The following is a 25,916-nucleotide window of genomic DNA, read 5'->3' as shown; positions in this document are numbered from 1 at the left end:
CAACCCTTCGACCCCCTGTCCCCCCACCTCCCCACGCAGAACGCCGCCCCAGCAACCAAACCCGACCCCCAGCCCTGACCACCCGACCCACGCCAACAGCCAGCCGAGGCCACCCCCCGGGCAAGGGTCTCCGGGGGGCCGGGCTACCGGGACAACTCCCGCGGCCGAGCTCCCGCGACCGGGCACCCGCGACCGGGCACCCACGGCCAGGCACCCACGGCCAGGCACCCACGGCCAGGCACCCACGGCCAGGCACCCGGGCCCACGGCCCCGCGGCCACGGCCCCGCGGCCACGGCCCCGCGGCCACGGTCCCGCGGCCGGGCTACCGGGCCCGGGCTAGCGGGGCAACGGCGCCGCAGCCACCGTCCCGCCACTGCCAGGAACGCTCTGACGGCGCCGCGACGGCGGGACGGTGTACGGCGAAATCGGCGCCGCCGTACGGCGGCGAACCCGCGTGTGTGCGCGCCGGTGAAATGGTCCTAGCGATGGACGCGCTCCGCGCGAAGATGCAAGGGCTGTTCTGCGGGGGACACCCCCGCACCCCCGGGCCTGCCGGGCTCACACCGCGATACGTGCGGCGCCATGTCCGTCATGCCGGCCCACGCCCTCGACCCGGCTCCGTGGCCCGGCATAACGGCACGTGTGAAAGGCGAGGCTAGTAGCAGCTCTGCTGCTTGACGCTGATGGTGACGGGGACGGACTGCGTCTCCGTACTGTCCGAGGCCGTCAGCAGCGGGGTGTACTCGCCGACCGGGAGCGGCGGGATCGAGATCTGGACGAAGCCGTTTATCGTTGTCGACCCGTTCTTGGGGTAATTGGATCCGGGGGGGATCGGCGTGCCGCCCATGCTGGTCACACCGGGGGGAAGGTTCTGCAGTGCGATCTGAACGGTCGTCGACCAGCTTCCGACAACTGCGGCTACGAAGTACGTCCCGGGGTGGCCGCTGCTCGACGTGACGCAGATCCGCTGTTGGAAGTCGCGCAGTTCCCACGTCGCCGCCGAGGCCGGTGTCGTGCCGGACAGCGCGAGCGCCAGCCCGGCGGTCGCACCGAGTGCCATCCTGGCGGCACGGTGGATTGTTTTCACGGCTGCCTCCATGGTGCTTGTGCTTCGGACCCTTGCTTTACATCGTGTGCTTACATCGTCAATTATTGACAGTTAAAGGATCTACGGCAAGTTTCTGAGCAATTTTGAAAGTTTCACCAACCCCGCGACGTTTCCGGTCAGGCACTAAAGGAGCCGTTGCCGGACCGTGATCAACGACCGGTCCCGGGGGCACGGTCCCCACCTCTGGGATTGCTCTGAGCCCAACGGGGGGCATGGACCGAAACCCATCGCGGTGGAGCACCATGAATCCGGCAGGACCGGGAGTGCGGGGCTGTTCCGCGCAGGAGAACAGCCGTTGCGCCATCCGCGCGAAACACGCCCCGCCGTGAGGACCATTTCACCGGCGCCGTCCGCACCCAGGGGTTGTCCGCCGTACGGCGGTGAGGGTGGGGGTCAGCCTCGGGCGATGGCGAGGAGGTCGCTGAAGCGGTGGGCGCGGGTCAGTTCCTCCTGGGCGGGGGTGAGGACCAGGTCGCGGGCGACGGTTTCGACCGCCTGGGTGAGGGCGCGGCGGGTCTTGCGGGCGCGGCGGCGGCCGCCCAGGGCGGCGGCCAGGCGGGAGAGCAGGGCTACGAGGAGGCCGGCGAGGGCGCCGCCGGCGAGGATCGCGGTGGGCCAGGGGAGGCGGCCCAGGGTGGGGGTGGGGACTTCGGGGAGGCGTAGGTAGTCGACGAAGAACAGGCCTGCCAGCCAGAGGGCGCCTGCCAGCATGGTGGCGAACAGGAGCCACTGCATGACTCCTACGGCCCGCCACCAGCGGGGGCGGCGGCCCGCGCCCGCCGTGGTGGTCGCGACCGCCCGGTCCAGGCGGTCGGCCAGCTCGTCGGTGTGTGACCGCGCCGAACGACGTACGGCGGTAGCCCACGGCTCGGCGAGGCCCGCCGAGGCGGCGGCGCCCGCGTCGCGTACGGCCAGGTCCATCCGTGAGCGCTGCACCGTGTCGGCGCGTGGGATCGAGGTGACGGTCGCCCGGCCCCCGGCCGGTCCGCCGAGCCGCAACCGCCGCAACGGGTCGGGGCGCAGCCGCCGGAGCCACCGCGTCACCGGCCATCCCGTAGCGGCCACGGCGCGGTGCCGATGAGCCTTGGCCACCGCCGCGACCACCACCGGCACCCCGGCCGCCTCAGCCAGCGCCACCGTCAGCGGCCGCACCTGATCGGCCACCGAGCCCTTCACCGGACGCCCCGCGCCCTTCACCGCACTCCTTCCGGCCACCGCATCCTTCACCGGACGCCCCGCAGCCTTCACCGGACGCCCGGCGCCCTTCACCGCGCTCCCCCCGGCCGCCGCCACGCTCCCCCCAGCCGCCGCCGCACTCCCCTCAGCCGCCGCGCTTCCACCGGCCGCCGCGGCCGCGCCTGTGCGTGCGGGCACCGCGATCATGGAGCCGTCCGCCGTGCCGCCCTCTCCCGCACCGGCCGCCAGGGCGTCCGCCGCCGTGCCCACGTCGGCCGCAAGCCGGGCGGCCCACGCGCGCCGGTCGGACACCCGCTTCACCAGGGTCGTGCGCAGCTCGTCCAGGCCGGCCCCGGTGGTGACGGATGTGGCGACGACCGGGACGCCGGACAGGCCGTCCTCCTCCAGCAGGCGCCGCAGGTCGGCCAGGCAGCGGTCCGCGGCCGTGGGGGACAGCCGGTCCACCTGGTTCAGCACGATGACCATGACGTCCTGATGGCGGCGCAGCCTGCGCAGGTATCGCTCGTGGACGGCGGCGTCCGCGTACTTCTGCGGGTCGAGCACCCACACCAGGAGGTCGACCACCTCGACCAGCCGGTCCACCTCCAGCCGGTGCGCCAACTCGATGGAGTCGTGGTCAGGCAGGTCCAGCAGCACCAGCCCGGACAGCGCGTCGGCGTCCCCGTCGACCGCGTGGCGACGCGGGACCTCCAGCCAGTCGAGCAGCCCGCCCGACCCCTCCGGGTCCCACATGGCCGCCTGGGCCGCGGACGTCGTCGGCCGGGTCACCCCGACGGTGGAAAGCGACGTGCCGGACAGCGCGTTGAACAACGACGACTTGCCGCTGCCCGTCGCCCCTGCGAGCGCCACCACGGTGTGGTCCACCGACAGCCCCCGCCGCACCCCGGCCCGCTCCACGACAGCCCGCGCCCGCCCAACCTGCGCCGCCTCCAGCCGCCCTTCGGCAAGCTCCACCGCCTCAGCCAGCGCCCCCAGCCGATCATCCAGAGAGACGGCCCGCGACCGCCGTATCGTCCTCATCGCCCATCCACAGGGGTCAAACCCCCCGGCCCTTCGTCATCGGGCCCATCCGCCCTCTCGCCCGCCCGATCCGAACCGGGCGCCGTCTTACCCGTCCGATCGGAACCGGGCGGCGTCTTACCCGTCCAATCGGACGCCGTTCCACCCGCCCGATCCGAACCGGGCGCCGTCTTACCCGTCCAATCGGACGCCGTTCCACCCGCCCGATCCGAACCGGGCGCCGTCTTACCCGTCCAATCGGACGCCGTTCCACCCGCCCGATCCGAACCGGGCGCTATCTTGCCCGTCGAATCGGAACCGGGCGCCGTCTTACCCGCCCAATCGGACGCCGTTCCACCCGTCCGATCGGAACCGGGCGCTATCTTGCCCGTCGAATCGGAACCGGGCGCCGTCCTGCCCGCCCGATCGGACGCCGTTCCACCCGTCCGATCCGAACCGGACCCTGTCCTGCCCGGCCGATCGGAATCGGGCGCTGTCCCGCCCGTCCGATCGGAATCGGGCGCTGTCCCGCCCGTCCGATCGGAACCGGGCGTCGGACCCGCGTCTCTGAGGGTTCCGTCCACGGGAAGCGGAGGGGTGTCCACGGGGGACGGTGGGGTGTTTACCTCGTTTTGGTGGGATCGGATGGTCTGGGCTGCTTCTCGGAGGGTGGTGGCGGCGTTGGGGGGTGGTTCTACGGCGGCTAGGAGGGTGGTGAAGCGGGTGGATTCCTCTTCGAACAAGGTGTGGGCGCGGCTGCGGAGGTCGTCGCGGGCTGCTTGGGTCAGGGAGCGGACGGCCTGGTCGCCGAAGATGGCTTCCAGGAGTTTCTGGCTCAGGACGCTGGTGCCGCCGGCGATGCCGAGCTCGATGCCGGTCAGGCCGCCGGTGGAGGCGAACACCGCGAGCATTAGCAGCAGGCCGGCGCCGTTCACGCCGAACGACGCGACGCGGGCGGTGGTGCGCCGTTCCGCGCCCTCCTTGGCGACCAGCTCCAGGACGTAACCCTGCCAGGCCCGCACGGCGGCCTCGGCACGCGCGGCGAGCGTGTTGGAGGCGCGGCCGAGGCGGCCCGCGGACACCGCGCCGGCTCGCTCCAGGACGTCCCTGCCGGCGGGCATGCCGGACCATGACTCCATCACCCGTTCGGCGGCCTGGTCGGCGGCGGAGCGGATCAGGGCCTCTACGCTCGTTTCCAGGGCCACCCGGAGCTGGGCGTCCGGCGCGGGGCGGCCGGTGAAGGCCGACACGATCCGCTCGCGCAGCCGGCCGATCCGCGACTCCAGCGACCGCATGAAGTCGCCGGTGCCGATGAAGTCCTGCCATCGGGTCAGCACCTCGCCGCGCAGCAGCGAGCCGTCCCTGATGCCGTCGTCGAACCCGGCCATCGCCGACCCGTACGCCGACTCGACCGACCCGCGCAGGTCGGCGAGTCCGGCCCGCTGCCGCTCCACCTCGTCCGCCAGCGCGGGGACCCGGACCGCGAGGCTGTCCAGCGCCCCGGACAGCGTCCTGCGCACGACCTCGGCGCGGGAGTGGGCGTCGGCCGCCAGCTCGGCCAGCCAGCCGCTGATGGCGCGCACCGCCTCCTCGGGCAGCCTGGCGTTCTCCTGCGGCAGCTCCACCTCGGGGACGGGGAACAGCGGCGTGCCCTCCAGGCCGTTGGCGTCGAGAAGGCGCCGCAGGTGGGCCGTCACCGGGCCGTCCGCCTCGGGTGGCACCCGGTCGAGAACCACCGCGAGCGCCGTGCTCCGCTCGCGGGCGACCCGCAGGAAGCCCCAGGGGACCTCGTCGGCGTACCGGGCGGCGGTGGTGACGAACAACCACAGGTCGGCGGCGGCGAGCAGCTGGGCGGCGACCTCGCGGTTGGCGATGACCACCGAGTCGATGTCGGGGGCGTCCAGCAGGGCCAAGCCGGGCGGCAGGGTGCCCGAGGTGACGATCCGCAGGGTGCCGGGCTCGCCGCGCCCGCCGCCGGTCCTCCTGGCGAGGCCCGGCAGGACGTTGGGCCGCTGGAACCACGCCTCATCGGCCGGGCTGGCGACCAGGGTGGGGGCCAGCGTGGTGGGACGCAGCACCCCCGGCTCGGTGATGTCGGCTCGGGCCAGGGAGTTGACCAGGGTGGACTTGCCCGCGCCCGTGGAGCCGCCGACGACGGCGAGCAGGGGTGCGTCCATGGCCGCGACGCGGGGCAGCAGGTAGTCGTCCAGCTGGCCCCTGAGCTCTCTCAGGTCACGGCGATGCGAGGCGACGTCGCCGATCGCGAGGGGGAACAGATCGTGATCGAGCCGGCGTCGCAGGTTTTCGAGGGCCGCGTGCAGCCCGTGGTTCGCCGACATACGAACGGTCATGCCCCACCCGCCGCAAGGTATCCGCCGGCCAGCTTGATCGGCGACGCTTCCCCAGGTCACCCCATACGAAAGGCGACGCTCACTGATCACTATGCCACGCGGGCAGGCCCCGCGCGCGGAAGGTCAGGAGGCGCTCGGCGCCGCCGTGGGGGCCGGGCTCCCGGGGCCGCGCGGGCGGGAGGTGGGCAGCAGGGGACGGCACTTCTTCAGCGCGGCGGCCACGTCCGGGTCGTCGTTCTCGGTCAGGTCGCGGAGGTTGTCCCCGGTGACCTCGGCGCCGTTGTCCTTCATGCAGGTGCGGAACGCCTGGAGCGCCCCGGCGTTGACGCGCGGCCCGCCTCCCCGGCCGAAGCCGCCCTCGGGCATCAGCGAACGGCACGCCTCCAGCGCCTCGCGCGCCTCGGGACCCATGGTGCCGAAGCCCCCCGCTCCCCTGCTCGGCCTGCCGGACGGAGCACCGCTCGGCCGTGCCGTCGGCGCGCCGCCCGGGCGGCCGGTGGGCATGGTCACGCCGTGCTCGCGCAGGCACTCGGCGAACGCCGCGCGCCCATCACCGGACCTGGCGGGCGAGGCCTTGGCACCGGCCGTGCCGCCCGCCACGCCACCGCAGCCGGAGGCCAGCAGGACAGCGGATGCCACGGTGGCGACACCGAGTACTCGCGACAGCGCGATCACGGCATGGCTCCTCGGGGGATCGGGGAACTTCGGCGTACTCATCCCAGCCCGCCAATCTCAGAGCTACGTGCGGCCGACCTGAACATCCGCTGTCAACCTCCCGGAACCGGCGCGGGAACGGGGAAGGCGAGACGGAAGGTGGTGCCCTCGGGGGTGCTGGCGAGGGTGATGCGGCCGTCGTGCGCCTCCACCAGGGCGGCGGCGATGGGCAGGCCGAGTCCGGTGCCGCCGTTCGCGTCGGAGCGGGTGCGGGAGGGGTCGGCGCGGTAGAAGCGTTCGAAGACGCGGTCGGCGTGCTCGGCGGCGATGCCGGGGCCCCGATCGGTGACCTCGATGACGACCGCGCCGGCCACCACACCCACCCCGAGCTGGAAGGGGGTGCCCGCGGGGGTGTGGCGCAGGACGTTGCCGACGAGGTTGCCGAGGACCTGGCGCAGGCGGGGCTCGTCGCCGGTCACGGTGACGGGGGTGTCCGCGTCGTCGAGACGCAGCAGGTCGATCTCGCGGTCGGGCGCCAAGGTGCGGGCGTCGAGGACGGCGCCGGCGGCCAGGCTGAGCACGTCCACCGGGCGGCGCTCCAGGGGGCGCCGCTGGTCCAGGCGGGCGAGCAGGAGCAGGTCGTCCACCAGCAGGCCCATCCGGGCGGCCTCGTCCTCGATCCGTCCGAGCAGGCGGGCCGCCTCGTCCAGGTCCGGGGGCTCGTGGCGGTACAGCTCGGCGAATCCCCTGATCGAGGTGAGGGGGGTGCGCAGCTCGTGCGAGGCGTCGGCGACGAACCTGCGCATGCGGTCCTCGGAGCGGCGGGCCTCGACCGCCGAGCGGCGGGCGGCGGTCTCGGACGCCTCCCGGTCGCGGAAGGCGGTCTCGATCTGGGCGAGCATGCCGTTGATCGCCCGGCCGAGCCTTCCCATCTCGGTGCGGCGGTGCCGGGGCGGCACCCGCCGGGACAGGTCGCCTCCGGCGATGGCCTCCGCGGTGCGCTCGATCTCCGCGAGGGGGCGCAGACTGCGGCGCACCAGCCAGTGGCAGGCGAAGCCGAGGACGACCAGCACGCCGCCGCCCACCGACACCACGATCACCTCCAGCCGGGCCACGGTGGCGTCCACGTCGTCCATCCGGATCGCGATCACCCGGATCCGGGCGTTCGCCATCACGGCCTGGGCCCGCCAGGGGACGCCCGAGGGCGACGTCACGGTGAACGGCCGGGCGAACACGCCGGCCAGGCCGTCCGGGGTGATGCGGGGCAGCCTCGGCGGCTCGCTGTCCGGGCTCTCCTGCAAGGTGGTGCCCACGGTGCCGTCCGGCCCGAGGATCGCCATGTAGAACAGGCCGAACTGCCGGGCGGCGCCGGGCGCGTCCGGGGGGCGGGGCGGGGGCTCGCGGTCGTCGCGCAGCGCCCCGGCGGCCACGCCGAGCTGCCGGTCGATCCGCTCGACGAGGTAGCCGCGCAGCAGCCGCACCGCGAACCCGCCGGTGACCGTGACGGCCACCGTGACCAGCAGCAGGGTTCCCGCCACCAGCCGCAACCACAGCGGGGTGCGCGAAAGCCTCATTGGCGAGGCGCGCGAAGGACGTAGCCGACTCCTCGGAGGGTGTGGATCAGGCGGGGCTCGACCGTGTCGATCTTGCGGCGGAGGTAGGAGACGTACGACTCGACCACGTTGCGGTCGCCGCCGAAGTCGTAGTTCCAGACGTGGTCCAGGATCTGCGCCTTGGACAGCACCCGCCCGGCGTTGACCATGAAGTAGTGCAGCAGCTTGAACTCGGTGGGTGACAGCTTCACCTTCACGCCGGCCCGCCAGACCTCGCGTCCCTCCTCGTCCATCTCCAGGTCGGCCACCTGGAGCCGCGAGGGCAGGCCGAGGTCGGCCCGGGTGCGGCGCAGCACGGCGCGGATGCGCGCCAGCAGCTCCTCCAGGCTGAACGGCTTGGTGACGTAGTCGTCGCCGAGCCCGAGGCCGGTGATCTTGTGCTCGGTGGAGTCCCGCGCGGTGAGGAACAGCACGGGGACCCGGCGGCCCGCCGCGCCGAGCCGGCCCGCCACCGTGAAGCCGTCCATGTCGGGCAGCATCACGTCGAGCAGCACGAGGTCGGGGCGCATCCGCTCCGCGAGCTGCACCGCCTCCCTGCCGTCCGCGGCCGTCACCACGTCGAACCCGGCGTACCGCAACGAGGCGGACAGCAGCTCGCGGATGTTCGGCTCGTCGTCCACGACGAGCAACCGCGCCTCCCTGTTCATGCCACCGCTCACCTGCCGCCTCGGGTACCCGCGCCCCGGCCGGCGATCCCGCCCTGGTTGACGGTGGTGGCGGCCACCGTGCCGTCCGCGCCCCGCTTGCCCTGCACGACGACGGTGCTGCCCGGCTTCAGGTCCTTCACCGCGCCCTCCTTGCTGATCTGTACCTTGGTGTCGCCCGTGGTGGTGACGACGACCAGATCGCCGGTCGCGGTCTCCACGTAGATCTTGCGGCCGTCCACGAGCTTGACCGTGCCGAGCGTCACGTCGCCGAACGCGCCGCCCGCCTGCCCTCCGGCGCCGCCGCGCCCCTGCCCGGGGGCCTGGCCGGGCCCCTGTCCCGCGCCGGGCCCTCCGGCCCTGGCCGCGCCGCCGCCGCGCACCCCGCCGCCCGCCAGTAGAGCCTGGACCGCCCCGGCCCGGCCGTCGCCGCCGAACGTCTTGTGCGCCTGTATGCCGATCACCATGCCGGCCACCAGCAGCACGCCCGCGCCGAGGACCATCGTCAGCCTCGGCGCGCGCCGTGCCCTCGGCCGCGGCGTCAGCTCGGCGTCCAGGTCGCCGCCGAACGGCGAGTCCCGCAACCCGGCGTCCGCGTCCGGCTCCTGCTTTCGCCTGCTCAGACTCATGCTCTCTCCTAGATCCGGTGCCGGTCCGTCACTCGTGCCGCAGCGCCTCGATGGGGCGCAGCTTCGCGGCGCGGTTGGCCGGATAGCTGCCGAAGAACAACCCGATCGCGACCGAGACGCCGAGGGCGAGCACGATCGATCCGGGCACGACGACCGGCTTGAAACCCGCGATGGTGAACGAGCTGCCGATCACCGCGATGATCACGCCGAGGATGCCGCCGACCAGGCTGAGCATGGTCGCCTCGGCGAGGAACTGGCCGAGGATGGCGCCCCGGGGCGCGCCGATGGCCTTGCGGATGCCGATCTCCCTGGTCCGCTCGGTCACCGTCACCAGCATGATGTTGGTGATGCCGATGCCGCCGACCAGCAGGCTGATCGCGGCCACCGCGCCGAGCAGGACGGTGAACGTGCCCGTCACGGTGGCCACCGTCTCCTGCAGCGTGGCCTGATTCTGGATGCGGTAGTCGGCGGCGGCGGTGCCGGTGATGCCGTGCCGCTCGTTCAGCACCGCGGTGATCTCCGCCTGTGCCGCGTCCACCGACGCGGCGTCCTTGGCCTGCACGATGATCTGGCCGAGGGAGCCGAACCCGGTCAGGCTCTGCTGCACGGCGGGCAGCGGCGCGACGGCGATGTCGTCGGCGTCCTGGAAGCCCGCCGAGCCGGCCTCCTTGAGCACTCCCACGACGGTGAACGGCACCCCGGCGACGCCGATCTGCTTGCCGACCGGGTCCACCGAGCCGAACAGGTTCTCCGCCACCGTCTGCCCGATCACGACGACCTTGCGGGCGGCGAGGACGTCGTCGTTGAAGAAGTACGACCCCTTGGCGATCGGCTTGTTGGACGCCTCGAAGTAGCTGGGGTACGTGCCGACGAGCTGCCCGATGGAGTGGCTCGCCCCCTGGTAGGTCGCGGTCTGGGACTGCGCGCTCACCACCGGGGAGACGCTCTTCACCGAGGGGGCGTTGGCGGTGTCGGCCAGCGCCCTGGCGTCGGCGAGGCTCAGGTCCTTGGCCTGGGTACGGGGGCCGGCGGCCTGCTGGGACCGGCCCTCCGCCGCGCCGCCCGCGACGCCGCCTCCTCCTGGTCCCACGCCGCGCTGGTTGAAGGACTCCATCACGGTCAGCGTGTTGGCGCCGAGGCGCTGGATGTTCTCCTGGATCGTGCGCGAGGTGCCCTCGCCCACCGCGACCAGCAGGATGACCGCCGCGACGCCGATGAGGATGCCCAGCGTGGTGAGGGCGCTGCGCATCTTGTTGGCCGTCAGGCCGCGCACCGCGAACCGCATGACCTCAAGGGCGTTCATCTGCCCGCTCCCCCGCCGGGGTGTCCCGGCTCGTCGCCGAAGTAGCCGGCCTGCTCGAAGTGGCGCGGCGGCGGGTCCTCCACCTCGGCCTGGCGGCGGTCCTCGACCACCTGGCCGTCCACCAGGCGGACCACCCGCTTGGCGTGGGAGGCCACGTCGTCCTCGTGGGTGATGAGCACGATGGTCCTGCCGCTCGCGTTCAGGCCGTCCATGATGCGCAGCACCTCGGTGGTGGACGCGGTGTCGAGGTTGCCGGTCGGCTCGTCGGCGAGCAGCAGGGACGGCGCGGTGACCAGCGCCCTGGCGATGGCGACCCGCTGCTGCTGCCCGCCGGACAGCTCGTTCGGCTCGTGGTGCACCCGGTCGGACAGCCCCACCTGGTCCAGCGCGGCCAGGGCGCGGCGGCGGCGCACGGCCGCGCCCACCCCGCCGTACGCCAGAGGCAGCTCGACGTTGGCCAGGGCGCTCATCCTCGGGATCAGGTTGAACGACTGGAACACGAAGCCGATCTTCCGGTTGCGCAGGATCGAGAGCTGCCGCTCGTCCAGCACGCCGACGTCGGTGCCGTCGACGTGGTAGGTGCCGTCGGTGGGGATGTCCAGGCAGCCGAGGATGTTCATCAGCGTCGACTTGCCCGAGCCGGACGCGCCCATGATGGCCACGTAGTCCCCGTGCCGGACCGTGAGGGACACCCCGCGCAGGGCGCGCACCGCGGTGTCCCCCGTGCCGTACGTCTTGGTGACCGCGCGGACCTCCAGCACCGGGGCCGTCTCCTGGAGCGTGACGGTCACCTGCCGCCACCGCCACCGCCGCCGCCGAGGCGGAAGCCGCCGCCACCGGGGAAGCCTCCGCCCGGGAAGCCGTTCTGCAGGCCGCCACCCGTGCCAGCGGCCGTGCGCACCACCTGGTCGCCCTCGGCCAGCCCGGACGTGATCTCGGTGGTGCCGTCGCCCCGCACGCCGACCTCCACGCGGGTGGGGATCCTCTGGCCGTTCTTGTAGACCGTGACGGTGTTCTGCCCGCCGGCCGTGGTGATCGCCGAGGTGGGCACGGTGAGGACGTCGTCCGCCTTGTCGACCACCACCTGCACGCTGGTGGTCTGGCCGAGCCGCACCGTCTTCGGGACGTCGGTCAGCGAGATCGTCACCGCGTACTGCACCACGTTGTTGCTGGTCTGGGCTACGGGGTCGATCAGCGTGACCTTCCCGCCCGCGGAGACGCCCGGCAGCGCGTCGAAGCTCACCGTTGCGGGCTGGCCGGTCTTCAGCTTGGTGACGTCCGACTCGGTGAAGTCCCCCACGACCCGCAGCCTGCCGACGTCCGCGATGTCGATGAACCCCCCGGACGACGTCCCGGTGCTCCCCGAGCCGCTCCCGGTTCCGCCCGTGGCCCCGCTGCCGGACCCGCCGGCCCCGCTGGATCCGCTGGATCCGCTGGATCCCGACGACCCGCCGCCGACCGTGCCGTTCACCGCCGTGACGGTCCCCGCGAACGGTGCCTTGATGACGGTGCCGGTCAGGGTCCGCTGGGCCTCGCGGTAGGAGTTCCTCGCCTGGATGTACTGCGAGTACCCCTGCGCCGTCGAGGTGTCCCCGTCCTCCGCCGCGTCGAGGCTCGCCCGCGCGGCGTCCACGGCCTCCCTGGCGGCGGTGTCGTCCACCCGGGCGAGGATCTGGCCCTTGGAGACCTTGTCCCCCTCGTCCACGTAGATCTTCTCGACCGTCCCGCTGGTCCCGAAGCTCAGCGACCGCGTCCTCGCGCTCTCCACCGCCCCGGCCGCGGACACCGCCGAGATGACACTCCCGCGGGCGACCGTGGCGGTCTGCGGCGCGACCTCCCCCGACGCCCCCCCTCTCAAGGAGGCGAAGGCGACACCCGCACCGCCCACCAGCAACACCGCCAGCACGCCGTTCACGATCAGCGCCCTGCGCTTCGTCGACAACTTCACGACACCAGAGCCTGGCCCACCCCGCTTGGACCAACCTCCGCCGTCCCTGAAGGTTTCCTGACAACCTCCGCCCGCCCCGCGCCATTTACAGGAAACTCTCAGGCACGGCTGAGCTGGGAGTGACATGGGGTCAGCAGTATGGGCGCCATGAGCTTGAGCACCGTGCCGACCGTCGTGCGGATCGGAGCGCTGGCGCTGGCCGGGATCGTCCTGGCCGGGGCCGGGATGGTCTACGCCGGGGACGGGACCAGCCCCGCGACGCCGATCGAACTGGCCGCCGCGCGGCGGGGAACGGTGGTCAGCGAGGTCTCCGCGGCGGGCTCCACAGTGGACACCGGGGTCCGGGACCTGGCCTTCGGGGCGTCCGGCGCCGTGGAGAAGGTGTATGTCGAGCCCGGCGAGAAGGTCAAGAAGGGCCAGGTCCTGGCCCGCATCGACGACACCGAGGCTCAGGAGAGCCTCACCGCCGCCAAGGCGGCCCTCGCGGCGGCCGAGGAGACCCGGGACGACATCGCGGCGGGCAGGAGCGCTTCCGGGGGTGCTTCCGGCGCGGGGCAAGGTGGCGGAAGTGGGGCCGGCTTGGGCGGGTCCGGCTCTGGCGGGTCCGGCTCTGGCGGGTCCGGCTCGGGAAACGGTTCCGGGTCGGGTGGCGGCTCAGGGAACGGGGGCCGCAACGGTGGAGGGGCCGGTGCGCCGACCGGGCGCCCGTCCGGGAGCGCTCCGGCGTGTACGCCCACGCCGTCCGCCAGTCCCCGGCCGACAGGCTCCGGCCGCCCGGATCCCACGCCGACGCCGTCGGCGAGTGACGGCACCAGGCCGCCGATCGAGTTCACCATCGCACCCCGTTCGGTGAAGCTCGCCGCCCTGGAGGAGCCGATCACCGCCTCCTCGGCGCCTGGCGACCTCGCCACCACCACGGCCCCCCCGTCCCCCACACCGACGCCGTCCCCCACACCTACGGCGAGCCGTACACAGAAGCCGGTCCCCACTCGTACGGCCACGCCGACGCCCAAGCACACGTCCACGCCCACCCCCAAGCGGACCCCCCAGGTGGAGCGCCCGCCCGCCACCGTGTCCAGGTCGTCCAGCCCGGAGACACGCGGGGACGCGACGGCCACACCGTCCCGCAAGCACAGAACTCCTTCAGGACGAAAGCCGACCGCTTCCCCGTCCCCGACGACATCTCCGACCGCCTCCCCGTCTCCGACGGCGTCCCCCGACCCGTCGCCCACGGCCAGTCCGTCGCCGACCCGGACGCGGTGGCCGCATCCCACCGGGAAACCGTCGCCGACGGTGAGCACGCCGCCTGTCCCCCCGACGCCCACCGGATCGCCGGAGCCGACCGGGAGACCGACGGACTGTGCGCCGCCGCAGGGCGGCCCCCCGACCGCCGCTCCGACCGGGAGGCCCGGTGGCGGCCCGCCGCAGGGCGGGCGAGGGTTCGGGAGAGGTGGCGGCCAGGGAGGCGCGGGCCGCGGCGGAGGGCAGGCGATCACCACGGTGGCGCAGGCCGAGGCCGAGGTGGCCAAGGCGAAGACGACGTTGCGGGCAGCCGAGGACGCCGTGGCCGGGGTCAGGATCAAAGCACCCACCGCGGGCACGATCCTCACCGTGGCCGGCACCGTAGGAGAGACCGCCACGGCCGCGACGGCCTTCATCACGCTGGGAAACCTGGACGAACTCCAGGTGAAGGCCCTGTTCTCCCAGACCGACGTAGGGCTTCTCAAGCTCGGCCAGCACGCCTCAGTGGGCCTGGCCACCCGCCTCGGGGCCCGCTACGAGGGAACCGTGACGCACATCGACGTCACCGCGACCACCACGAACCGTCTCGTCCAGTACGGCGTGCTGATCTCCTTCACCCCCCAGCCAAAGGGCCTGATACTAGGCCAGACCGCCACCGTCCAGGTGACCGTCGGCGAAGCCGAGGACGCCGTCTACGTCCCGGCCCAAGCGGTAACGACCCGCCCCGACGGCACCACCACCGTCCTGACCCGTAATGGCACCACAACCGTCCAGCGCCCGGTAGAGATAGGCGTCCGCGGCGACCGCTACGTAGAGATCCGCTCCGGCCTCTCCGAAGGCGACCAGATCGAACTCCCCACAAGCACCACCTCAAACGGCTTCCCCAGCGAGGGCTTCCCCGGCCTCTAATCCCCCAGGGGCACAAAGCGCCCGGCTGTACCCCGCTCACGCGTCAACCCGGTCAGCGGCAACCTCGGCGAGCACGATGCGGTCCATGGCCGTATCCGTTGCGCCCGCTCACGCGCGGTGGCGGGTCGCGGGCTGGGTGAGAGTCGCTCAAAAAAAAGACAGCGCCGAAGGCACCATTTTCGGGGCGGTTGATGATGAGGGTGGATGAGCGGCGCCGAGGGGCTAGGGGGAAGCGGGGGTGTCCGGGTGGAGGTCGGGGGTTAGGGGGAGGGTTATTCGGAAGGTGGAGCCGGAGCCGGGGGTGGTTTTCAGGGTTGTGGTGCCGTTGTGGGCGGTGGTCAGGGCGGCGACTATTGCGAGGCCTAGGCCGGTGCCGCCGGAGTCGGGGGAGCGGGTGCGGGAGGGGTCGGCGCGGTAGAAGCGTTCGAAGACGCGGTCGGCTTCGGCGGGGGTGAGGCCGGGTCCCTTGTCGGTGACCTCCATATAGGCGTGGGGGCCGGTGGTGCCGAGGCGGACCGTGACGGGGGTGCCGGTGGGGGTGTGGGTCAGGGCGTTGTTGAGGAGGTTGGCGAGGATCTGGCGGAGGCGGATCTCGTCGCCGGGGACGATGGGGGCGACCTCGCCGGTGACCTCCAGGGCGATCTCGCGGTCGGGGGCGAGGATACGGGTGTCCTGGACGGCCTCGACGGCCAGCGCGAGCAGGTCCACCGGCCGTACGGTCAGCGGGCGCTGCTGGTCCAGCCGGGCGAGCAGGAGCAGGTCTTCCACCAGGACGCCCATCCGGGCGGCGGCTTCCTCCACGCGGCGCATGAGGCGGGCGGGGTCGCCCGCGGGGTTCTGGCGGTAGAACTCGGCGAAGCCCCTGATCGAGGTGAGCGGGGTGCGCAGCTCGTGGGAGGCGTCGGCGATGAACCGGCGCATGCGTTCCTCGGAGGTGCGGGCCGCCGCCTCGGACACCTCGCGGGCGCGGAACGCGGTCTCGATCTGGGCGAGCATGCCGTTCAGCGACGAGGCGAGGCTGCCGACCTCGGTGCGGGGGTCCGCGTCGGGTACCCGCCGGGCGAGGTCCCCGGCGGCGATGGCGGCGGCCGTGTGCTCCATCTCGACGAGGGGACGCAGGCTTCTGCGCACGATGACGACGCCGACCACGGCGAGGATCACCATGACCACCCCGCCGCCGAGTAGCTCGGTCAGCGCGAGCCGCGTGGTGATCTGGTCGACCGAGGACAGGTCGATCGCGATGAGGACGCTGCCCTCGCCGTTCACCGTGACGACCCGGGTCCGCCAGCTCCCGCCGCCCGACTCCGCGGGCACCGTCACGGCCTCCCGGGCCGGGACGTCCGGGCCGGGCAGGGTGGGCCCCGGCAGCTTCTCGGCCTCCACCCCGGCCAGGGCCGCGAGCACCTTGCCGTCCGGTCCACGCACCTGGATCAGCCCGTTGGGCGGCACCCGCGACCCGGGCCCGGCGCCCCGGACCAGGGACCGGCCGACGTCCCGGGTGAACATGCCGAGCTGCTGGTCGATCCGGTCCACCAGATACCCGCGCAGCACGGACACGCTGCTGACCCCGATGCCCGCGAGCGCGATCGCCACCAGCGCCAGCAGCGCGGCGATCAGCTGCACCCGCAGCGGCGTCCGCCGCACCACGACGGACGGCTTGACCCGCGCCGGTATCCGCGCGGCCACGGCCCGCAGCCCCGCGACCCGCCGGCCCACGACGGCGGCCACCCGGGCGGGGCTCACGTCACCGGCGGCATGCGCAGGACGTAGCCGACGCCGCGCAGGGTGTGGATGAGGCGGGGCGTGGTGTTGTCGATCTTGCGGCGTAGCACGGAGACGTACGACTCGACGATGCCGGCGTCGCCCCGGAAGTCGTAGTCCCACACGTGGTCGAGGATCTGCGCCTTGGACAGCACCCGCCCGGCGTTCGCCATGAAGTACCGCAGCAGCTTGAACTCGGTGGGCGACAGCGGGACCACGGTGCCGCGCCGCCACACCTCGTGGCTCTCCTCGTCGAGCTCGATGTCGGCGAAGGTCATCCGGGGCGGCGGCACCATCGGGTCCCCGGCGGTGCGGCGCAGCACGGCCCGGATGCGGGCCACGACCTCCTCCAGGCTGAACGGCTTGGTCACGTAGTCGTCCCCGCCGAGGGTGAGACCCCGGATCTTGTCCTCGGTGGCGTCCCGCGCGGTGAGGAACACGACGGGGGTGTGCGCGCCGCCGCCGCGCAACCGGCGTACGACGTCGAACCCATCCATGTCGGGCAGCATGACGTCGAGCACGATCAGGTCGGGACGGTGACGCTGGGCGGCCGCGACCGCGTCGGCCCCGTTGGACGCCGGGTGCACCTCGAACCCGGCGAAGCGCAGGCTGGCGGCGAGCAGCTCCAGGATGTTCGGGTCGTCCTCGACGATCAGCAGTCGGGCTTCTGGCACATCGGTCACGCACCCTATAGTGACCCCGTTCACCTCAGGCCGGGATAAAACCCATGATGTGCCGCGCGATGGCCATGCTGGACGTGGCCGCAGGTGAGGGCGCGTTGCGCACCAGGACAACCGGCCCGTGCACGTCCACCACGAAGTCGTCCACGAGGCTCCCGTCCCGCCCCACGGCCTGCGCCCGCACCCCGCCCTCGGTCCGCACCAGGTCGGCCCCGGTCAGCGACGGCACGTACCGGCTGACGGCGGACACGAACGCCCGCTTGGCGACCGAGCCGTACACCTCGGCGACGCCGGTGCGCCAGTGCCGGGCGGCCAGCCGCCGGGTGCCCGGCCAGGTCACGATGTCGCGCAGGTCGCGAAGGGACACGTCGCGCCAGCGGTAGCCCTCGCGGGCGAGCGCCAGGACGGCGTTCGGCCCGGCCAGCACCTCGCCGTCGATCCGCCGGGTGAGGTGCACGCCGAGGAAGGGGTAACGGGGGTCGGGCACCGGGTAGACGAGCCCGCGCACCAGGTCCTTGGCGTGCCCGGCCAGCCGGTAGTACTCCCCGCGGAACGGCACGATGCGCACCTCCCCGGCCCCTCCGGCCATGGCGGCGACGGCGTCGGAGCTCAGGCCCGCGCAGCAGACCAGCCGGTCGAACGTCAGCCGGCTCGTCCCCGCCAGCACCTGGACGCCGCCCGCGGTCTCGCGCACCGCGCGGACCGGGTGCGCCAGCCGCACCGAGCCGCCGAGGTCGGCCAGGTCGCGGGCGAGGCGGCGGGCGATGGCCGGGAAGTCGGCGATGGCGGTGCGCGGGGAGTGGACGGCGGCGACGCCGACGGCGTTCGGCTCGACCTCGCGCAGCCCGATCGCGTCGAGCTCGGCGATGTCGGGCACGCCGTTCTGCCTGGCGCGCTCGGCGATGCGCCTGAGCCCGGCCCGCTCGGCGTGGGTGGAGGCGATGACGAGCTTGCCGACCTCCTCGTACGGCAGGTCGTGCTCGGCGCAGTACTCCCGCAGCATCGCGACGCCGTCCCGGCACAGCCGCGCCTTGAGCGAGCCCGGGGTGTAGTAGAGGCCCGCGTGCACCACTCCGCTGTTGTGCCCGGTCTGGTGGGCGGCGACGCGGTCTTCCTTGTCGAGCACGGTGACCGTGGCGCCGCGCGCGGCGAGTTCGCGCGCCACCGCCAGTCCCACGATGCCCGCGCCGACGACCCCGATTCGCATGCTCACATAGGGAAATCTCCCATGGTTTGCCCGCGGTGCGCCACACGGCGGTGCCCCTACCGCCCCGATCGCTACAAACCGCAACAGACGTGACTTTAAGCTCTTTAAGCTTTCGAACAGACATTCGGGTAGGATTTTCCTGTGTACCTGCCACCCGGATGGCCACCGGAGGTCCGCCCGCCGGGCAGCCCGGACTGGGAGGGCTCCGCGGTGGCCTGGCTGCTCGACGCCGTGCCGCCCGACTACCGCGCCTACGGCGTGCTGCGGCGGCACCCGCTCGCGCTGGCCCGGATGGCGCGGCACCACGTCAACGCCATGGTCGAGGCGGCCCGCACCGGGTACCGCGGCGCCGCGGTGGACCTGAAGGACCATCTGCCGCCGCACGCCATCGAGGCGGTCCTGGCGACCTACCGCAGGGAGGGCCCCCGGCTCGTCGAGCTGGCGGAGGCGGTGGAGCTGGTCGAGCGGGCGCTGCGCGGCGAGCCGTTCACGCCGCGCATGGACACGTCAGGAAATAGGAGATCCCCCAGGTAAAAGCCTCGGATCCTCCGGCTCAAGAGTCTTCCCCGGCCCACGGCCACGCGTCCGAGCAGGGCATTAGATCGACCGGCACGCCGACATGATCCGTACAGGTGTTCCGGCGCGCCCCCGCCCCGGACCCCTCCGGGGCGGCCCGCCGATCGAGGGGAAATCCGTGATCAATCGCCATGCTCTGGCTTCCCTGCCGAAGCGTGTCCTCCTTCTCACCGCCGCCGCCTCCCTGGCGGCCGTCCCGGGCCTCGCGCTCGGCGGCCCGGCACAGGCGCGCAGCCTCCCCGCGGCCGAGCTCCCGCCGCGGCCCGCCTGCCTGCTCGGCAACGGCGGCTACGAGATGCCCGGCCCGCTGACGGGCCCGGGCAACCAGACGACCCACGTCCCCGGCTGGAGGACCACCTCCGCCGACGGCGTCGTCGAACTGTGGGGCCCGGGCAACGCGGACGCCAACGGCGGCGTCGAGGTGCCCGCGGACTCCGGCGGGCAGTTCGCCGAGCTGAACGGCACCCAGGCCTCCACCCTCTACCAGGACGTGGTGACCCATCCCCGGACCATCCTGGTGTGGCGGGTGGCGCACCGGGCGCGCGGCACCGCCCCCGAGCAGATGGACGTGATCCGGGTGCGGGTCGGCGCGCCGGGCGCCACGACGGCGCAGGTCCCGCTCGGCCGGCGCACCCCGGACATCGCGGACGGCGGCACCGAGTGGGGCCACCACGTCGGGCTGTACCGCGTGCCGCGCGGCCAGCGGATCACCCGGATCGCCGTCGAATCGGTCTCCTCGGCCGGCGGCCCGACGTACGGCAACTTCGTCGACTCGATCTCGGTCGCCTGCACCCGCCCCTGCCCGAGGAAGGTGCGGCTCCAGCGTCGCGGCTGCGACATCCTCGGCGTCCCGCTGCCCCAGGCCCCGTCCGTCCTCCCGGCCGGCCCGGCCGTGATCCCGCGGCCGGCCGGAGGGCCGCTGCCCCGCACGGGCCCCATGGGGAGCTGATCAGCTCACTGGGCGCGGCGGGCGATGATCGCGATGATGCCCGTCGCGCCCAGCGCGATGCCGAGCCACAGGGCGATGAGCCCGCCCGGCACCCCGCGGTCGGTGTCCGGCTCCGTGTGCCGCACCAGGGCGCCGCCGGCCGCGCCGGTCGGCCGGGGGGCGGGGGTGGGCACGGGGTCGGCGGTGAGGCGGCGCGGGGCCGCCTGCGCGGGCAGCGGCACCTCGTACACCGGGCTGTTGACGCCCTCGCTGCCGGTGAGCAGGGATTTGCCGTTCCGGGTGTAGGCGATCGACTCAGCCTGGCGCAGGGACGGCATGGTGACCCGGGAGATCAGCTCCCCCGGCGCCCGGTACAGCGACGCGGAGAGGTAGGTGCGGATCACGAAGCTCGACCCGTCGGGCGCGTACGCCGCGTCGGTCGCCATGATGGGCGCGGGCCCGACCCGCCGCAGGATGTTGACGCGGTCGGTGCGCAGCCTGGCCGGCGCCTGGTAGATCGAGCCGGAGAACTCCTTGCTGATCACGTACAGCCGCCCGGTGCGGGGATGCACCATGATCCCCTCGGCGTTGCGCCCGCCGTCCTTGTACCGGAAGCGGTACCGGGTGGCCTGGAGCGTCGCGTCGCGCAGGTTCCTCGGCTCGGGCACCCTGTAGATCGAGTAGTCGGCCCAGGCGCCGTTGAGGTTGTCCCCGATGTCGGCGAACCACAGCACGCCCTGCCGGGTCGCGGGGTCGACCGACACGGCCATGGCCTCCCAGTCACGGGCCTGTGCCCCGGCCACGGTGAACGCCGCCCGGGTGCGCCCGTCGGTGCCGACGGCGAAGAACATCGGCTGCGCGCCGCTGTCGTTGTGGGTGTAGACGACGCCGCGGTGGGTGGGCGAGACGGCGAGGCCGCTGGACTCGGTGATGCGGGCGTCCTTGAAGCGGAACAGCAGCTTCTCCGCCGCCGCGGCCGGACGCCTCTCGCTCCCCGCCGCGGCCGGACGCCCCGCGCTTCCCGCCGCCGCGGGCGCGGCAGGCGCCAGCACCAGCGCCAGGACCGCCAGGACCCGTGCCGCGTTCACCAGCCGTTTGCTCCCCACCCGCTCATCATGCCCCGGCGCGCTCCGCGCCGCGCCGGGGCGCGGGTGCGGGTTCCGGCCCGACTTTGGATAGGACCGGTCTGCGTGCGGCGGAAATCACCCCCCGGGGCTGTGCTGGAGTGCACTCCAGGTTCCTAGGGTGGAGGTATGGAGTACACGCATCTCGGACGCGCCGGCATCTCCGTGAGCCGACTGTGCCTCGGCACCATGAACTTCGGGCCGGAGACCTCGGAAGAGGACTCCTTCGCGATCATGGACAGGGCTCACGAGCTGGGCATCAATTTCTTCGACACGGCGAACGTCTACGGATGGAAGAAGGGTGAGGGGGTCACCGAGCAGATCATCGGGCGGTGGTTCGCCCAGGGGGGCGGCCGCCGCGAGAAGACGGTCATCGCCACCAAGCTCTACGGCTCGATGGGCGACTGGCCGAACGACAACCTGCTGTCGGCGCTGAACATCCGCCGCGCCTGCGACGCGTCGCTGAAGCGGCTGCAGACCGACTACATCGACCTGTACCAGATGCACCACGTCGACAGGAACACCCCGTTCGACGAGGTCTGGGAGGCGATGGAGGTCCTCCGCCAGCAGGGCAAGATCATCTACGCCGGGTCGTCCAACTTCGCCGGATGGCACATCGCCAAGGCGCAGGAGACGGCCGCGCGCCGCGGCTTCGGCGGCCTGGTCTCCGAGCAGTCGCACTACAACCTGCTCACGCGGACGGTGGAGCTCGAAGTGCTCCCCGCCTGCGACGACTACGGCATCGGCGTGATCCCGTGGAGCCCGCTCGGCGGCGGCCTGCTCGGCGGCGTGCTCCGCAAGATCGACAAGGGCCGCTCGGCCTCGGAGCACATGCTGAGCGAGCTGGAGAAGCACCGCGACAAGATCGAGCGGTACGAGGCGCTCTGCGACGAGCTCGGCGAGGACCCTGCCAACGTGGCGCTCGCCTGGCTGCTCAAGCAGCAGGCCGTGACCGGCCCGATCATCGGCCCGCGCACCGCCGAGCAGCTCGACGGCAGCCTGCGCGCCCTGGAGATCGAGCTGGACGAGAAGGCGCTCGCCCGGCTGGACGAGATCTTCCCCGGCCCCGGCGGCACCGCCCCGGAGGCCTACGCCTGGTAGGGATCGTCGGACGCGGGAGCCATGGCCTCGGCCATGGCTCCTCGCCGTCTCAGCGCAGCAACGCGCCGGCGACGACGATGAGCACCAGCAGCGCGAGCACGAGGGGCAGCAGCCAGCGGCGGGGACGGTCCACGCTTCAGGAGCCTAGCGGCGTCCGGTCAGTGGCCACGCATCCACGGGCTCGTACCGCACGTGCGGCCCGAGGTGGCTGCTGATCAGGTGCACGGCGTCCGCGGGCCACGGCGTGCCTTCGAACGACGCGAGCGACTCGACCAGTTCCCGCACGTCCGGGCCGGTGCGCGCCCGGCCGAGGGTCAGGTGGGGGTGGTACGGCCTGCGTTCGGGCTCCCTGGCGCCCGCCCGGTGCGCGCCCGCGGCGAGCGAGGCGGCCAGCTTGGGCAGGACGGTCCCGCCGCCGCGCACGCCGCACCACAGGACGTTCGCCCGGGTGGCCGAGGGGAAGGCGCCCGCCCCGGCGAACGCGAGCGTCATCGGGGGGTAGCGGCCCGCGGCCCGTGCCAGCCGGGTCGTGAGCGACGGCAGCGCGCGCTCGGGCACCTCGCCGAGGAACGCCAGCGTGACGTGCCACAACTCGGGGGCGATCCAGCGCAGCTCCGGCCACCGGTCCCCGACGGACCGGACGGCCCCGGCCACCTCAGCGAGCGCCTCCCGGGGAGGCGACAACGCCACGAACAACCGCACCCTGCGTCCTTCCCGCGGCGAACCTGGTCAGCAGCATCGCGAGCCCGATCCCGACCAGGCACATGACCCCGCAGATCACCATGCCGAGGCGGGGCCCGGCCAGCTCGCCGATCCAGCCGATCAGCGGCGCGCCGATCGGGGCTCCGCCGGTGAACACCAGCACATAGATTCCCATGACCCGGCCGCGCATCTCCGGCGACGCCGCGAGCTGGACGGTGGAGTTGGCGGTGGTGTTCGTGGTGATCATCGCGATCCCGGCCGGGACCAGCAGGAACAGGAAGGGCAGGTAGCCGGGCGCGAGCCCGGCGGCGATCTCCGCGAAGCCGAACGCGATGGCGCCGCCGATCAGGAACCGCCGGTCCGGGCGGCCCCGCCGCGCGGCCAGCAGCGCGCCGCCGAGGGCGCCGATCGCGAAGGCGCTGGACGCCACGCCGAACGACGACGCGCCCTGGCCGAACACCTGCTTGGCCATCACCGCGATGCTCATCGTGAAACTGGTGGCGAACATCGCGACGAACGCCACCAGCAGGATCGGCATCAGCAGCTCGGGGCGGCGCCACACGTACCGCAGGCCCTCGCGCAGCTGACCCTTCGCGCGGGCGACCCGCTCGGGGGTGCGCAGCTCGGACGTGCGCATCACGGACAGGCCCGCGATCACCGCGGCGAACGACGCCGCGTTCAGCAGGAAGATGGGGCCGGTGCCGCCCATGGCGTAGATCAGCACACCGGCGACGGCCGGGCCCACGACCCGGGCGAGGTTGAAGGTGGAGCTGTTCAGCGCGATCGCGTTGGAGAGGTCGGCGCGGCCCACCATCTCGACCACGAACGACTGCCGGGTGGGCACCTCGACGCAGGAGACCGTGCCGAGCAGGAAGGCCATCACGTAGACGTGCCACACCTGCGCGTGCCCAGTGACGGTGAGCAGGCCGAGCGTCAGCGACAGCACACCCATCAGCGACTGCGCCACCATGAGCAGCGGGCGCTTGGAGTAGCGGTCGGCGAGCACGCCGCCCCACAGCCCGAACAGGCCGATCGGGAGGAACTGGAGTGCGGTGGTGACGCCGAGGGCGGCCGAGCTGCCGTGGGTGAGCTCCAGGACCAGCCAGTCCTGGGCGGTGCGCTGCATCCAGGTGCCGACGTTGGAGATGACGCTGCCGGAGACGTACAGCCGGTAGTTGTGGTTGCGGAGCGACCGGAACATCCCGCCCGTGTCCCCGCCGAGCGGCCTGGCCCCCCGGGTCTCGGTGGCCTGCAGCTCGGCGAGCTCGGCCTCCTGGACCTCGTCCTGCTCGCGGACCCGCCCGGCGGCGGGCCTGGCAGGTTCCGGAGGGTCTGCGCTCTCTCCGTCCACACCCTGTGGAGAGGTCACATCTGCGAGAGCTTTTCCAGAATGGGCGCCGCGGCCCGCAGCGTCGCCCGTTCCTCCGGCGTCAGTTCCTTCAGCCGGTGGACGAGCCACGCCTCCTTGCTCCGGCGCTCCTGCGCCAGCAGCGTGTGGCCGGCCTCCGTCACGCTCACGGTCACCTGACGCCGGTCGGTCGGGTGCGGAGTCCGCGCGAGCAGGCCCCGTTCCTCCAGCGCGGCGATCACCCTGGTCATCGAAGGCGGCTGCATCTTTTCGTACTCGGCGAGCTCGCCAGGGGTTATTCCGGAATGGCGTTCGACGGCCGCGAGTGTCGCGAGCTGGGTGGGCGTCAGCGTGCTGGCTCCGGCCTGCCGCCGGAGCCGCCTGCTCAGCCGCGCCAGGGAGACGCGCAGGGCGGACGCCAGTCCGGGGTCGCTGCGCAGGCCCGAGCGGCTTGCGATCTTGGGATTCGTTAGCATGAGTCATTACCTTTGCTAACTATATGGGCCACGTCGTAATTCCTGGGATCCGGGGGTCAATTCAGGCCCGACGCGGCCGGGGCGGGAGTGAGGTCCGTACCGGCCTTCTCGGGGGCGCGCATGGTGCGTACTTCCCGGGAAAGCAGGGTGAATGCGGCGGAGAGCACCATCAGTGCCGCGGCGCCGTACTGCGTGGCCGCCAATCCCACACGGTCGGCCAGCGGCCCCGCGACCAGAGCGCCGAGGGGCATGGCCATGACCGAGCCCAGCGCGTCGTAGGCGGAGACCCTGGCCAGCTTCTGCTGGGGGATGTTGCGGGCCAGCGCGACGCTCCACTGCACCACCATGATCTCCATGATGACGCCGAGGAGCAGCGCGGTGACACAGACCACCGCGAGCGGCCAGCGCGCCGCCAGCGACAGCGGCGAGATCGCCATGGCCCCGCCGATGCACACCACGACCAGCATCGGCCGTTTCGGGGTGAAGCGCAGGGAGAGCAGGCCGCCGAGGATCAGCCCCGCCGCCTCCGCCGCCATGATCGTCCCCCAGGCGGCCGGCCCGCCGAGATGGGCCTTGGCCACCGCCGGGCCGAGGACCTGGAAACCGCCGTACCAGGCCGACAGCGTCACGGCGAACTGCAGCACGATCGCCCAGAGCCAGGTGTGGCTGACGAACTCCGACCACCCTTCCCGCAGCTCGCGGACCATCCCCGTGCCCGGCACCCGTTCACCCGCACCGGCCCGGATGCCCAGCAGCAACGGGATGGTGCCGAACAACCCGATCCCGCACACCGTCATCGCCCATCCCGGCCCCACCACCGCCACGACGACCCCGGCGACGGCCGCCCCGCCCATCTGCGCGAGGTTCATCGCGAGCCTGCTGACGGCGTTCGCCTCCTGGAGCAGCTCGCCCGGCACGATCCGCGGCAGCAGCGCCTGCGAGGCCGGCCAGAACGCCGCCATCCCCACGCCTGTGAGCGTCTCCAGCACGATCATGTGCCACAGCACCGCGTGCCCCGTGAGCACCAGCAGCCCCAGGCCGCCCTCGCTGACGGCGATCAGCACGTTCGCCGCGATGATCACCCGCTGCGGCGGGAACCGGTCCGCGAACACCCCGGAGATCAGCGTGAACACCAGCGACGGCGCGATCTGGGCCGCCAGCACGTACGACAGGTCGGCGGTGGACCCCGTGAGGTCCAGCACCGCGAACGACACCCCGACCAGCGAGAACGCCGCCGCGGCGGGCGCCAGCAGCCGGTCCGCCAGCAACAGCCGGAAGTCCCGGATCATGAGCACGGGAAAACGGCGTCCCAGGCCGAACATGACTACCGTCCGATCAGCGCCTCGTTACAAAACGGGCGAATAGACACGAAGAAGGCCTCATAGGAGGGCTCTCGACGCTAAGCCATCCACCCG

Annotated in this window: 22 protein-coding genes; 4 read left to right on the top strand and 18 right to left on the bottom strand. The window is 72.9% G+C overall.

The features are described from left to right. Positions 1-656: 656 nt before the first annotated feature. The 10 genes from ACFP1K_RS33535 to ACFP1K_RS33490 form a co-directional block, all read right to left on the bottom strand. Complete coding sequence (locus tag ACFP1K_RS33535; protein ID WP_380761005.1) at positions 657-1,088, bottom strand: DUF5980 family protein; 432 nt, start codon at positions 1,086-1,088, stop codon at positions 657-659. 414 nt (positions 1,089-1,502) lie between these two features. Next, complete coding sequence (locus ACFP1K_RS33530) at positions 1,503-3,326, bottom strand: YfjP family GTPase (RefSeq protein ID WP_380761003.1); 1,824 nt, start codon at positions 3,324-3,326, stop codon at positions 1,503-1,505. After that, a complete protein-coding gene (locus tag ACFP1K_RS33525; RefSeq protein WP_380761001.1) occupies positions 3,323-5,656 on the bottom strand; it encodes an ABC transporter in 2,334 nt (777 codons plus the stop codon). Before ACFP1K_RS33525 ends, ACFP1K_RS33530 begins: the two co-directional genes overlap by 4 nt. 123 nt (positions 5,657-5,779) lie before the next feature. Beyond that, positions 5,780-6,331: a hypothetical protein gene (locus ACFP1K_RS33520; protein ID WP_380760999.1), complete on the bottom strand. Its 552-nt coding sequence runs from the start codon at positions 6,329-6,331 to the stop codon at positions 5,780-5,782. Positions 6,332-6,423: 92 nt separating this feature from the next. Continuing rightward, a complete protein-coding gene (locus tag ACFP1K_RS33515; RefSeq protein WP_380760997.1) occupies positions 6,424-7,884 on the bottom strand; it encodes a sensor histidine kinase in 1,461 nt (486 codons plus the stop codon). After that, complete coding sequence (locus ACFP1K_RS33510; protein WP_380760995.1) at positions 7,881-8,570, bottom strand: response regulator transcription factor; 690 nt, start codon at positions 8,568-8,570, stop codon at positions 7,881-7,883. The genes ACFP1K_RS33515 and ACFP1K_RS33510 overlap by 4 nt, the downstream gene beginning before the upstream one ends. An 8-nt stretch (positions 8,571-8,578) precedes the next feature. After that, complete coding sequence (locus ACFP1K_RS33505) at positions 8,579-9,196, bottom strand: hypothetical protein (RefSeq protein WP_380760993.1); 618 nt, start codon at positions 9,194-9,196, stop codon at positions 8,579-8,581. A gap of 28 nt (positions 9,197-9,224) precedes the next feature. Beyond that, a complete protein-coding gene (locus ACFP1K_RS33500) occupies positions 9,225-10,499 on the bottom strand; it encodes an ABC transporter permease (RefSeq protein WP_380760991.1) in 1,275 nt (424 codons plus the stop codon). Continuing rightward, positions 10,496-11,290 (bottom strand): ABC transporter ATP-binding protein, encoded by a 795-nt coding sequence (locus ACFP1K_RS33495; RefSeq protein ID WP_380760989.1) that lies wholly within the window; start codon positions 11,288-11,290, stop codon positions 10,496-10,498. Before ACFP1K_RS33495 ends, ACFP1K_RS33500 begins: the two co-directional genes overlap by 4 nt. Beyond that, the gene (locus ACFP1K_RS33490) at positions 11,287-12,447 is read right to left on the bottom strand and encodes an efflux RND transporter periplasmic adaptor subunit (RefSeq protein ID WP_380760987.1); all 1,161 of its coding nucleotides are present in this window, start codon (positions 12,445-12,447) and stop codon (positions 11,287-11,289) included. The genes ACFP1K_RS33495 and ACFP1K_RS33490 overlap by 4 nt, the downstream gene beginning before the upstream one ends. 147 nt (positions 12,448-12,594) lie before the next feature. Here ACFP1K_RS33490 and ACFP1K_RS33485 point away from each other — a divergent pair, with 147 nt between their 5' ends. Next, positions 12,595-14,598: an efflux RND transporter periplasmic adaptor subunit gene (locus ACFP1K_RS33485; RefSeq protein ID WP_380760985.1), complete on the top strand. Its 2,004-nt coding sequence runs from the start codon at positions 12,595-12,597 to the stop codon at positions 14,596-14,598. A gap of 222 nt (positions 14,599-14,820) precedes the next feature. Here ACFP1K_RS33485 and ACFP1K_RS33480 read toward each other — a convergent pair whose 3' ends face one another. From ACFP1K_RS33480 to lhgO, 3 genes are read right to left on the bottom strand one after another with little or no spacing between them, the layout of a single operon-like run. Next, positions 14,821-16,341, bottom strand: coding sequence for a sensor histidine kinase (locus tag ACFP1K_RS33480; RefSeq protein WP_380760983.1), 1,521 nt, complete (start codon positions 16,339-16,341; stop codon positions 14,821-14,823). Continuing rightward, the gene (locus ACFP1K_RS33475) at positions 16,338-17,042 is read right to left on the bottom strand and encodes a response regulator transcription factor (RefSeq protein WP_380760981.1); all 705 of its coding nucleotides are present in this window, start codon (positions 17,040-17,042) and stop codon (positions 16,338-16,340) included. The genes ACFP1K_RS33480 and ACFP1K_RS33475 overlap by 4 nt, the downstream gene beginning before the upstream one ends. A 25-nt stretch (positions 17,043-17,067) precedes the next feature. Then, positions 17,068-18,246: an L-2-hydroxyglutarate oxidase gene (lhgO, locus tag ACFP1K_RS33470; RefSeq protein ID WP_380761007.1), complete on the bottom strand. Its 1,179-nt coding sequence runs from the start codon at positions 18,244-18,246 to the stop codon at positions 17,068-17,070. 141 nt (positions 18,247-18,387) lie between these two features. Between lhgO and ACFP1K_RS33465 the strand changes: the two genes are divergently transcribed. Both ACFP1K_RS33465 and ACFP1K_RS33460 read left to right on the top strand, forming a co-directional pair. Next, positions 18,388-18,780 (top strand): hypothetical protein, encoded by a 393-nt coding sequence (locus tag ACFP1K_RS33465; protein ID WP_380760979.1) that lies wholly within the window; start codon positions 18,388-18,390, stop codon positions 18,778-18,780. A 160-nt stretch (positions 18,781-18,940) separates the two neighbouring features. Beyond that, the gene (locus tag ACFP1K_RS33460) at positions 18,941-19,771 is read left to right on the top strand and encodes a hypothetical protein (RefSeq protein ID WP_380760977.1); all 831 of its coding nucleotides are present in this window, start codon (positions 18,941-18,943) and stop codon (positions 19,769-19,771) included. A 5-nt stretch (positions 19,772-19,776) separates the two neighbouring features. On the opposite strand, the gene ACFP1K_RS33455 is transcribed toward ACFP1K_RS33460, so the two are convergent. Then, positions 19,777-20,856 (bottom strand): hypothetical protein, encoded by a 1,080-nt coding sequence (locus ACFP1K_RS33455; protein ID WP_380760975.1) that lies wholly within the window; start codon positions 20,854-20,856, stop codon positions 19,777-19,779. 147 nt (positions 20,857-21,003) lie between these two features. On the opposite strand from ACFP1K_RS33455, the gene ACFP1K_RS33450 reads away from it, so the two are divergent. Continuing rightward, positions 21,004-21,975: an aldo/keto reductase gene (locus tag ACFP1K_RS33450; RefSeq protein WP_380760973.1), complete on the top strand. Its 972-nt coding sequence runs from the start codon at positions 21,004-21,006 to the stop codon at positions 21,973-21,975. Between the two features lie 144 nt (positions 21,976-22,119). Here the strand turns inward: ACFP1K_RS33450 and thpR are convergent, their stop codons facing one another. From thpR to ACFP1K_RS33430, 4 genes are read right to left on the bottom strand one after another with little or no spacing between them, the layout of a single operon-like run. Then, positions 22,120-22,677: an RNA 2',3'-cyclic phosphodiesterase gene (thpR, locus tag ACFP1K_RS33445; RefSeq protein ID WP_380760971.1), complete on the bottom strand. Its 558-nt coding sequence runs from the start codon at positions 22,675-22,677 to the stop codon at positions 22,120-22,122. Then, on the bottom strand, positions 22,631-24,028 hold the full coding sequence (locus ACFP1K_RS33440) for an MFS transporter (protein ID WP_380760969.1): 1,398 nt from the start codon (positions 24,026-24,028) through the stop codon (positions 22,631-22,633). The genes thpR and ACFP1K_RS33440 overlap by 47 nt, the downstream gene beginning before the upstream one ends. A 14-nt stretch (positions 24,029-24,042) precedes the next feature. Further along, a complete protein-coding gene (locus tag ACFP1K_RS33435) occupies positions 24,043-24,501 on the bottom strand; it encodes a MarR family winged helix-turn-helix transcriptional regulator (RefSeq protein ID WP_380760967.1) in 459 nt (152 codons plus the stop codon). A gap of 56 nt (positions 24,502-24,557) precedes the next feature. Then, positions 24,558-25,823 (bottom strand): MFS transporter, encoded by a 1,266-nt coding sequence (locus tag ACFP1K_RS33430; protein ID WP_380760965.1) that lies wholly within the window; start codon positions 25,821-25,823, stop codon positions 24,558-24,560. Positions 25,824-25,916: the final 93 nt, after the last annotated feature.

Origin of the sequence: Sphaerisporangium aureirubrum, assembly GCF_042658925.1 — a bacterium.
Lineage (GTDB): Bacteria > Actinomycetota > Actinomycetes > Streptosporangiales > Streptosporangiaceae > Sphaerisporangium > Sphaerisporangium aureirubrum.
This window is presented reverse-complemented; position numbering and strand designations above follow the sequence as displayed.

Excerpts from the sequence above, each read along its gene's own strand:
- ACFP1K_RS33435 (WP_380760967.1), bottom strand. The coding sequence starts at position 24,501 with ATGCTAACGAATCCCAAGATCGCAAGCCGCTCGGGCCTGCGCAGCGAC.
- ACFP1K_RS33505 (WP_380760993.1), bottom strand. The coding sequence starts at position 9,196 with ATGAGTCTGAGCAGGCGAAAGCAGGAGCCGGACGCGGACGCCGGGTTG.
- ACFP1K_RS33500 (WP_380760991.1), bottom strand. The coding sequence starts at position 10,499 with ATGAACGCCCTTGAGGTCATGCGGTTCGCGGTGCGCGGCCTGACGGCC.
- ACFP1K_RS33510 (WP_380760995.1), bottom strand. The coding sequence starts at position 8,570 with ATGAACAGGGAGGCGCGGTTGCTCGTCGTGGACGACGAGCCGAACATC.
- ACFP1K_RS33450 (WP_380760973.1), top strand. The coding sequence starts at position 21,004 with ATGGAGTACACGCATCTCGGACGCGCCGGCATCTCCGTGAGCCGACTG.
- ACFP1K_RS33515 (WP_380760997.1), bottom strand. The coding sequence starts at position 7,884 with ATGAGGCTTTCGCGCACCCCGCTGTGGTTGCGGCTGGTGGCGGGAACC.
- ACFP1K_RS33430 (WP_380760965.1), bottom strand. The coding sequence starts at position 25,823 with ATGTTCGGCCTGGGACGCCGTTTTCCCGTGCTCATGATCCGGGACTTC.
- ACFP1K_RS33485 (WP_380760985.1), top strand. The coding sequence starts at position 12,595 with ATGAGCTTGAGCACCGTGCCGACCGTCGTGCGGATCGGAGCGCTGGCG.
- ACFP1K_RS33525 (WP_380761001.1), bottom strand. The coding sequence starts at position 5,656 with ATGACCGTTCGTATGTCGGCGAACCACGGGCTGCACGCGGCCCTCGAA.
- ACFP1K_RS33530 (WP_380761003.1), bottom strand. The coding sequence starts at position 3,326 with ATGAGGACGATACGGCGGTCGCGGGCCGTCTCTCTGGATGATCGGCTG.
- lhgO (WP_380761007.1), bottom strand. The coding sequence starts at position 18,246 with ATGCGAATCGGGGTCGTCGGCGCGGGCATCGTGGGACTGGCGGTGGCG.